The organism is Pontibacterium sp. (assembly GCF_041587635.1).
GTDB lineage: Bacteria > Pseudomonadota > Gammaproteobacteria > Pseudomonadales > Balneatricaceae > Pontibacterium.
On the sequence record NZ_JBFGYC010000125.1, the window covers coordinates 1 to 8,254 of the forward strand.

The following is an 8,254-nucleotide window of genomic DNA, read 5'->3' on the forward strand; positions in this document are numbered from 1 at the left end:
ACCCAGGATCAACATGAAAGCCTGAGACATTTATCAGTCCTCTAAATTTCAGTTTTGATTTCATCGAGATGAAGGCCATAGCATGATTCGGCATAGAAACTGATTCTTTCGTAAGAAGAAAGCCAAACTGCCCAGCGGGTATTGCTATATGATCACCTTTCTCTAGCTTAACAGCTGTATGTGTAGAAGGGTTTGAGACTTTATGATCGGGGGTAATGTAGGCTTCTTCACCCACGGTTAGCGTATAAGCAGAACAATCAATCTTTTCTTTCTTGAAGTCACTACCAAAAATCACTGGTAAACGTAATTCTAATGTTTCACCACTCCAAAATGCCATCTTCCATAATCCTTTTCATCAACTTTCATGTAAAACGATATAGCTATATCAGCACGACATTCTATAGACCAAATTTGCCAAGTACTAGGATGCCCATCCATATCTACTATGTCACTGGCGTCCATCTATAAATGACGGGGTATACAACCATTCATATCCACTGAAGGAATGACAAGATTGTAGCTTTCTACTTAGATTGAACATTTTTTCCAGAAGGCGCTTTACGCTTTCTCCTTTTACGCTGCGCAGGGTTCTTACCCAATCCTTTCAGGCTCTGAAAGTCAGCTTCATCCACTTCGCCAATTAACTGTTTCAATCCAGCAGTGAGCGGCTCAATAAATTGTCCATATTTCAGCCTTTTTTGGCTGATATCTTCGAGCTGTGATTCCCAATGTGCGGTCATATCAGGTTTGGAAGCACTGTCGGGCAGTGCATCCACCAAACCTCCACCCGCTGCGGTGGCACGAATTGCTTGTCCTTCCCGGGTTAGAAAACCACGCTTAAACAACAGTTCGATAATGCCGGCACGGGTTGCTTCCGTTCCCAGCCCGTCAGTGTCTTTCAGCACTTTTCGAATATCGCTGTCGGTAACGTAACGGGAAATACCGGTCATCGCAGCAAGCAGCGTGGCATCCGTAAAGTATTTGGGTGGCTGGGTGATCTTCTCTACTACTTCACCGCGCTCAGAATGAAGGTTCTGACCTTGGCTCAGGGCTGGCAGAGTCTGATGCTCCGCTTCATCTTTGTTGGGTGTTTGTTTGCCCAGCAATATTTTCCAACCCTGCTCTAAGGGTTGTCGGGCGGTCGTTGTAAAACGTCCGCCTTCAATCATCACCTCAACCTTGGTCTCAAAGTAACGATAAGCTGGTAGAAACTGATAAAGATACTGACGGGCAACCAGTTCATAGATCTGTCGTTCCGCTTTACCCAAGCGCCCCAAATCACTGGTTTTTGCAGTTGGAATAATCGCGTGGTGCGCATCAACCTTTTTGTCGTTCCAGGCTTTGCTTTTTTGTGCCGGATTCAGCATCCCCTGCGCTTTTTCGAACTCAGTACAGTTACTGTTGATGGCGGAGATAACCGAAGCAGCCTGAGCATGCTGCTCCACCGGAAGGTAGCGGCTGTCGGAACGCGGATAGGTGATCAGCTTGTGCTTTTCATACAACGCCTGACAACCGTCCAACACTTGCTGTGCACTCATGCCAAAACGTTTTGCCGCATCAATCTGCAACGAGGACAAGCTGTAAGGCAGCGGCGCGGCTTGTTGTTTCTCTTTCTGCTCTAGCTTGCTCAGCAGCGCTGTTTTATCAGTGATCCGGTTAGCGACGTTCTCAGCCAGTGGACGGGACAAGACACGTCCATCTTCATCCTGATAGGGCCGACACGCCTCGCTCGGTTGCCATTTTGCGGTAAAACGCGCCCCGTCTGGCGTCATCAAGTGGGCAATCACTTCATAAAACGGTTTGGGCTGAAATGCTTCAATTTCCCGATCCCGCCGTACAACTAATCCCAAGACGGGTGTTTGCACCCGCCCGACAGACAATACACCGTTATATCCGGCTTTCTGACCCTGCAGCGTATACGCACGGGTCATATTCATGCCGTACAACCAGTCGGCCCTTGAACGTGCCAGCGCCGAAGTGGAAAGCGGAATGAAGTCGCGGTTTTCACGTAAACGACTGAGCGCACGTTTCACGGCAGGCGGGTTGAGATCGCTAATCAGACAACGCTGAATGGTCGCTTTTTTTGCTGCGGGCAACCCGATGAACTCGATCACCTCATCCACCAGCAACTGTCCTTCGCGGTCGGGATCACCCGCATGGACCAGTTGATCGGCTTCCTTCATCAACTTACGGATGACACTGAGCTGCTTGCGGGTTTTGGGTTTAGGCTTGAGCTGCCACTGATCAGGGACAATAGGCAGGCTTTCCAGCGTCCATTTTTTATAGGCGGGATCGTAAGCATCCGGCTCAGCCTGCTCCAGCAAATGACCGATGCACCAGGTCACTACGTCACCATTACCTGCGCGTACAAAGCCTTCTCCCTTTTTGTGTGGCTTAGGAAGCACATCAGCGATGGCTCGCCCGAGGCTGGGTTTTTCTGCAATGTAGAGGATCATGGGATTCGCCAGATACTTACTGTATATAAAAACAGTAATTTAGCGAACTTTAGGTACGATTTCCAGTATCAGTCTGATTGGCGGGATTCTTCCATCTTGACCATCAACCAGTCACGGAAAGATTCCATACCATATGTCGGCTGCCGTTTATTGGAATACACTAGATAGAAATCTCGCGCCGACTTCAGTACGACATCAAAAGGCTGCACCAACTGACCGTACTGAACCTCGCGATCTATAAGCTGGCTATCCGACAATGCCACCCCCAACCCTTCCATCGCAGCATTCAATGCGAGTGAGGTATTTGAGAATGTCAGACTCTTCTGATCCCGTGACCATCCAACCCCCTCCTGACGCAACAGCTGATTCCACTCCTGACTGCGACTGGAGACATGAATCAGCGTGTGCTCTCTCAAATTCTGAAGGGTTTTCAGACGCCCCTCTTCCAATAAAAGCGGACTGCACACCGGCATGATGGCCGAATGACGCATAAAGTGAGCTTCTACCCCTTTCCAGCGGCCGTCACCAAAATAGATCCCCATATCCGTGTCGGAGTGCTCAAAATCGATCGCGCCCGATAATGTACTTAAACGCAACTCCACATCGGGATACTGTTTCTGAAAATCAGCCAATCGGGGAACCAGCCAACGCGTCAGAAAAGCCGGAGCAACGGCGATGTTTACAGCGCCCACGTTAGGCGATGCCATGAGCCGGCGGGTAGCACTGTCCACCTCATCCAGCGCCAGCTGAATCGCAACCAGATACTTTTCCCCCGCCGTGGTGAGAAACACTTTGCGTTTTTCGCGCCGAAACAGAGGCATGCCCAAAAAAGCTTCCAGGGCTTTAACTTGGTGGCTCACCGCTGAGGGTGTCACAAATAGTTCGTCAGCAGCCTGATTAAAGCTGCCGAGTCGGGCGGCCGCTTCAAAACTGCGCAACGCATTCAGGGGGGGCAAGCGTCTGATAACTCTCTCCAGCGATCTCAGATATATACCGAGACCCACATTGGTGAATTTTTCTAATCAATAAGCTGAAAAACTGTCGTTTGTTTAGCAGCCACATAGACTTTAGTATAAACCCCATCAACTGACTGATCTACGGTTAGAGCACAGATAACACGGGGCTTACCCAGCCTAATCTCTGTTTCAGGCCGTACTGACCGACGAATCTTATCCGAACGTCAGGTCATGTAAACTTAATACATCTGGTGAATAAAATGCAGAACGAAATTGTAATCCGTACTAACGAAGCTGGCGAACCTGATATGGATTTTTATCTGCGTGAAGCTCAAATGCTGCGTGAGCAGGCATTGGTCGATACATTCACCTCATTGATCAGCTCTATCGCGGCAGCTGTGCGTTTCGTCAAGCAAAAGCTCAGCTTCAGCCGCCAACCTTCTTTCGGGACCCTCTTGGGACACTAAGAGCACACCTCTCTTTGGGGCCTTTTTAAGGCCCCTGTTTTATTCCAGGCCTCTCAAATCCCTCTCTCAAGCCCCCCGATTTTCTTCCTGAGAAAATCAAAGCCTCACCGTTACACACAACAACCCTTCTTGAATTCAAACAGATGTTTATCATTAATATCTTGAAAAACAATATGATATATAAAATATCATACTCAAAATATTATTGAGTGATCTATAATTAATTGAGTAACCCGTCCCAACGAGTGCAGCTGTATGGGTATTCAACGAAACCGTTCGAGCTTTTTCCCAATACTGGTAGGTGTTGCCACCTGCTGTATTGCAATAGCGGTTACATTATTCATGACGTACGCGGAATACCGTTGGCAGCGCTCAATGAGCGTCAGCCACGCGTCTGAACACGCTGGACAATATAAAGCCATTCTTGGCAAAGCTCTCGCGGAAAACCTGATCGTCATAGATGCAGTTGAAGGCTTATTACGTCTGGCACCCAACCCAAACTACAACGACTTTCAACAATTGATGAAACCCTTATTGGATCAACGCCCAACAATTAAACAGGTTGAAGTCGCCCCTAATGCCGTAATAAAGCTGGTTTATCCACACCCTGAAGACAGTGCCATTATTGGGCTTGATTTACGATCATTGCCAGGGCAACGCAAAGTAGTAGAAGAAACGATCCGCAGTCAAAGCTTCCGGCTGGCAGGTCCCATAAACCTGATCGAAGGCGGCTATGGAGCCATAGCACGCAAACCTATTTTTATTTCTCCGGATGGCCAGCATGATGGAGAACAGTTCTGGGGGTTTATTACTTTGATCCTCGACGTCAATCGACTGCTGTCGGAGATCGTTTCGGAAGAACGCGATACCATGACCCGCTACGCTATCCGTGGCACCGACGGCTTGGGGGCGCAAGGTGAAGTCTTTTTCGGAAGCCCTGATGTTTTTAAACAGCCCGTTGTCACTCACACAATTCCCGTTCCCGGAGGATACTGGCAACTTGCGGCTTCAGTTGATCTTTCACGCATATCCCGTCGCTGGGAGATGCTGATGTTCACCTTAGTCGGCCTGACCGGTTCTGTAGTGGTCGGTGTCTTGGCGGGTATTCTTGTACTGCAATGGCAACACTTACATACCAAGGCCACACGGGATTCACTCACCCGGGTATATAATCGTCAGCGCATTCAAGAAATGGGGACACAAGAGGTACAACGCGCCCAACGCTATAACCACCCTCTTTCGCTGATCATGATTGACCTGGATAGCTTCAAATTGATCAATGACCGCTACGGCCATTTGACCGGGGATCAAGTCCTTCAGGAATCAACCGACTTTATAGAACATGCGGTACGAGGCTGTGATTTGGTCGGTCGCTTTGGTGGGGAAGAATTTGTCGTTGTCCTGCCTGAATGCGATGTTTGTGAAGTTGCAGTTGTTGCAGAACGCATTCGGTTTGAGCTTTGTCGCACTCTATCTATTGACTATCAACAGGTGAATTTATCGGCCAGCCTTGGCACTGCGACACTTCAACGCAGCGAATGCTTTGAGGACATGTTAAATAACGCAGACATAGCGCTCTACGAAGCCAAAAGAACAGGTAAAAATCGCACTGTTGCCTTTTCCCCCCACTTAATAAGCACGTAATCTTTTCGGATAGCGCTCCTCTACTTTCCATGCTTAAAATCAAAAACAACCAAAATGGGATTGTCCTTCTAGCTCGCCCATGTTTCCTATATGCACACCCCAAACATCATGTTAATCCCACCCCAAAGTCTTATATCATCAATAACTTAAGATCAATCGAATTGAAAGAGACATAAAAGAACTCGTTTCCCTGAACAAATGAGTCACAAAAGTTTCTTATATAATTCATTTTTTCATATACGAAATTAAAAAAGATGATATTCTCCGATTCGCTTCATAGATGAACGAACATTCACTTACAGAAACAAGATTCATCCACAGAAGTTATACATTGCTTCCCAGCTGCACCTGGAAGCCAATATTAAATATAAAAAGACAGTGACGATATATCAGGATTGAACATCATGGCTAACGTGTCCAAGAAACTTCTCCCTATTGCAATCGTAGCAGCGACTGCTGCGACTCAGGCGCCAGCAGCACTGGCTGACCTGAACGTTGATCTGCGCACCTTCTACTTTAATCGCGATTTCTCTGAAGGCTCCGCACCTAACCGCGTTGCGCTGACTCAGGCGATCCGCGTTGATTACAACAACGAACTGACCGACCGCATCGCAATTGGCGCCTCTCTGTTCGCAAACGCGAAACTGGACGGCCACGGCGATGACCAGTCTACCGGCCTGCTGACCTCTAACAGCAACAGCTACGCTAAACTGGGTCAGATCTTTGCTGACGTTAAACTGACTGAAAGCGCGTCTGTACGTCTGGGCCGCTGGGTTGTTAACACCCCTCTGCTGAACGACTCCGACTCCCGCGCGACGCCATCTTCTACTCAGGCCGTTAAACTGTCTGGCAACGTAGCAGATGTTGATCTGTACGCGCTATACAGCGATCGTGCGTCTGCGAAAACCGATGCGTCTTTCGAAAAATACGGTACTAACTCTGACGGTCTGGTGCTGATCGGCGGTGGTACTAAGCTGGATAACGGCATCAGCCTGCACGCAGCGTACGGTGAATCTGACAACTTCCTGTCTCAGGCATACTTCAACGCGGCTTACACCACTGACCAGCTGCTGGTTGATTTCCACCACTACGACAGCGAAGGCGAAGGAAGCAACACGCAGGACGCTACGCTGACCAATCTGGCCGCTCAGTACTCTTTCGGTAATCTGACGCTGACCGGTTCTTTCCAGACCATCGGCGGCGACACCGCTTACAACTACACCTGGGGCGGTAATGACGACAACGGTCTGATGACCTGGAACTCTGTTCAGATCATGGACTTCAACAACAAAGATGAAGACTCCTTCCAGATCCGTGCTGACTACGCTTTTGCAGGTATTCAGGGCCTGAAAGCCATGGCTCGCCACACTTGGGGTGAGTACGACAACAGCGGCACCGACGTTGAAGAAGCTGAAACCAACGCAGAACTGAAATACACGCTGCAGTCTGGCGACCTGAAAGGTCTGTCTCTGCGTATGCGCTTGTCTCACGTTGAAGCAGATGCTTACAACGACATCAACGAAGTTCGTTTGATCGCTAACTACAGCTTCTAATTTAGGCTGAAGTCAGCAGGAACCCGCTACACTCCCCTACCTGTAGCGGGTTCCTTGTTCGTATCTAAGCCCATCCTGCGATACGAATTTTCTATGACTCCATCGCCTTATTCCGATCAGGATTCAGACACTAAGATACGCCGCTCCCCCGCCTCCAAAGCCGCTCGCTGATCATTGACAAACAACACATATTCCAAAAAGAATCAAAAAACACACAACTATAACCAAACGAAATATCTAATAGTAATTGCTTCTTAGCGCTCTTCTACCCAATCCTTATAATCACCGCCTTCTGTAACGTCACACTAATGCCCGTTACAACTCATTGAGTGCTGATGGCAATCCCATCGTTCGCGCTCCCTCGTGTCCGGCACCACAAGTCACCGGACTGACAGGAATACTGCCCGATCGGCATCTATATTCAGGAACCACCGATGAAAGCGTCACCCATCGCTCTGTTACCACTGATACTGTTTCTCGCCATGTTTATTGGCAGTGGCATCTACTACCAGAACCAAGCTGTTGAGTTTGCCTTCTATCAGATCTCCGCTCCCGTCGCGATCCTGCCGGCCATTGTGCTTGCCATGCTGTTGGCAAAAGGCCCTCTGAATGATCGGATCGAAACCTTTATTAAAGGGATTGGAGATAACACCATCATCACCATGGTGGTGATCTATCTGCTCGCAGGTGGCTTTGCCAGTGTCGCCAAAGCGATTGGCGGCGTGGATGCCACGGTCAGTTTGGGCCTAAGTCTGATCCCCGACCCGTTGGTACTGCCCGGCCTGTTTATGATCAGTGCATTTATTGCCACTGCGATGGGCACCTCTATGGGCACAATTGCTGCGATGGCGCCGATTGCCGTGGGTATATCGGATGCCACCGGAATTGATATGGCACTCGCCGCAGGTACTGTGGTCGGAGGCGCAATGTTTGGTGACAACCTATCGATCATCTCCGACACCACCATCGCCGCAACCCGCACCCAAGGCTGTGAGATGCGTGATAAATTTCGCCTCAACGCCAAAATTGCGATACCCGCCGCCCTGCTGACGCTGGGTGTGGGTCTGGTTCCCGTGTGGTGGCGGTTGGGGAGGTTGTCGGCCAAAGCGCCAATATTTCCCCAACTCGACCCCGACAAAGTAGACACCGTCAATTTCGCCGAAGCTGAGTAAGCACCG

Annotated in this window: 6 protein-coding genes and 1 pseudogene; 4 read left to right on the forward strand and 3 right to left on the reverse strand. The window is 49.2% G+C overall.

The annotated features are described in order from the left end of the window. The 3 genes from ABYW01_RS08370 to gcvA form a co-directional block, all read right to left on the reverse strand. On the reverse strand, window positions 1-337 hold a 337-nt coding region (locus ABYW01_RS08370), incomplete at its 3' end, for a hypothetical protein (RefSeq protein ID WP_372832030.1). A 187-nt stretch (window positions 338-524) separates the two neighbouring features. Further along, complete coding sequence (locus tag ABYW01_RS08375; protein WP_372832031.1) at window positions 525-2,456, reverse strand: DNA topoisomerase III; 1,932 nt, start codon at window positions 2,454-2,456, stop codon at window positions 525-527. 68 nt (window positions 2,457-2,524) lie between these two features. After that, a complete protein-coding gene (gcvA, locus tag ABYW01_RS08380) occupies window positions 2,525-3,412 on the reverse strand; it encodes a transcriptional regulator GcvA (protein WP_372832033.1) in 888 nt (295 codons plus the stop codon). Window positions 3,413-3,672: 260 nt separating this feature from the next. Here gcvA and ABYW01_RS08385 point away from each other — a divergent pair, with 260 nt between their 5' ends. The 4 genes and pseudogenes from ABYW01_RS08385 to ABYW01_RS08400 all read left to right on the forward strand — a co-directional run. After that, the gene (locus tag ABYW01_RS08385) at window positions 3,673-3,879 is read left to right on the forward strand and encodes an RSP_7527 family protein (protein WP_372832034.1); all 207 of its coding nucleotides are present in this window, start codon (window positions 3,673-3,675) and stop codon (window positions 3,877-3,879) included. Window positions 3,880-4,134: 255 nt separating this feature from the next. Further along, window positions 4,135-5,523: a diguanylate cyclase gene (locus tag ABYW01_RS08390; RefSeq protein ID WP_372832035.1), complete on the forward strand. Its 1,389-nt coding sequence runs from the start codon at window positions 4,135-4,137 to the stop codon at window positions 5,521-5,523. Window positions 5,524-5,927: 404 nt separating this feature from the next. Continuing rightward, on the forward strand, window positions 5,928-7,076 hold the full coding sequence (locus ABYW01_RS08395; RefSeq protein WP_372832036.1) for an OprD family outer membrane porin: 1,149 nt from the start codon (window positions 5,928-5,930) through the stop codon (window positions 7,074-7,076). Window positions 7,077-7,510: 434 nt separating this feature from the next. Beyond that, window positions 7,511-8,131: pseudogene (locus ABYW01_RS08400) on the forward strand (Na+/H+ antiporter NhaC family protein); the annotation flags it as partial. Window positions 8,132-8,254 lie beyond the last annotated feature (123 nt).

Coding starts and splice junctions, on each gene's coding strand:
- ABYW01_RS08390 (WP_372832035.1), top strand. CDS start 4,135: ATGGGTATTCAACGAAACCGTTCGAGCTTTTTCCCAATACTGGTAGGT.
- ABYW01_RS08375 (WP_372832031.1), bottom strand. CDS start 2,456: ATGATCCTCTACATTGCAGAAAAACCCAGCCTCGGGCGAGCCATCGCT.
- ABYW01_RS08385 (WP_372832034.1), top strand. CDS start 3,673: ATGCAGAACGAAATTGTAATCCGTACTAACGAAGCTGGCGAACCTGAT.
- ABYW01_RS08395 (WP_372832036.1), top strand. CDS start 5,928: ATGGCTAACGTGTCCAAGAAACTTCTCCCTATTGCAATCGTAGCAGCG.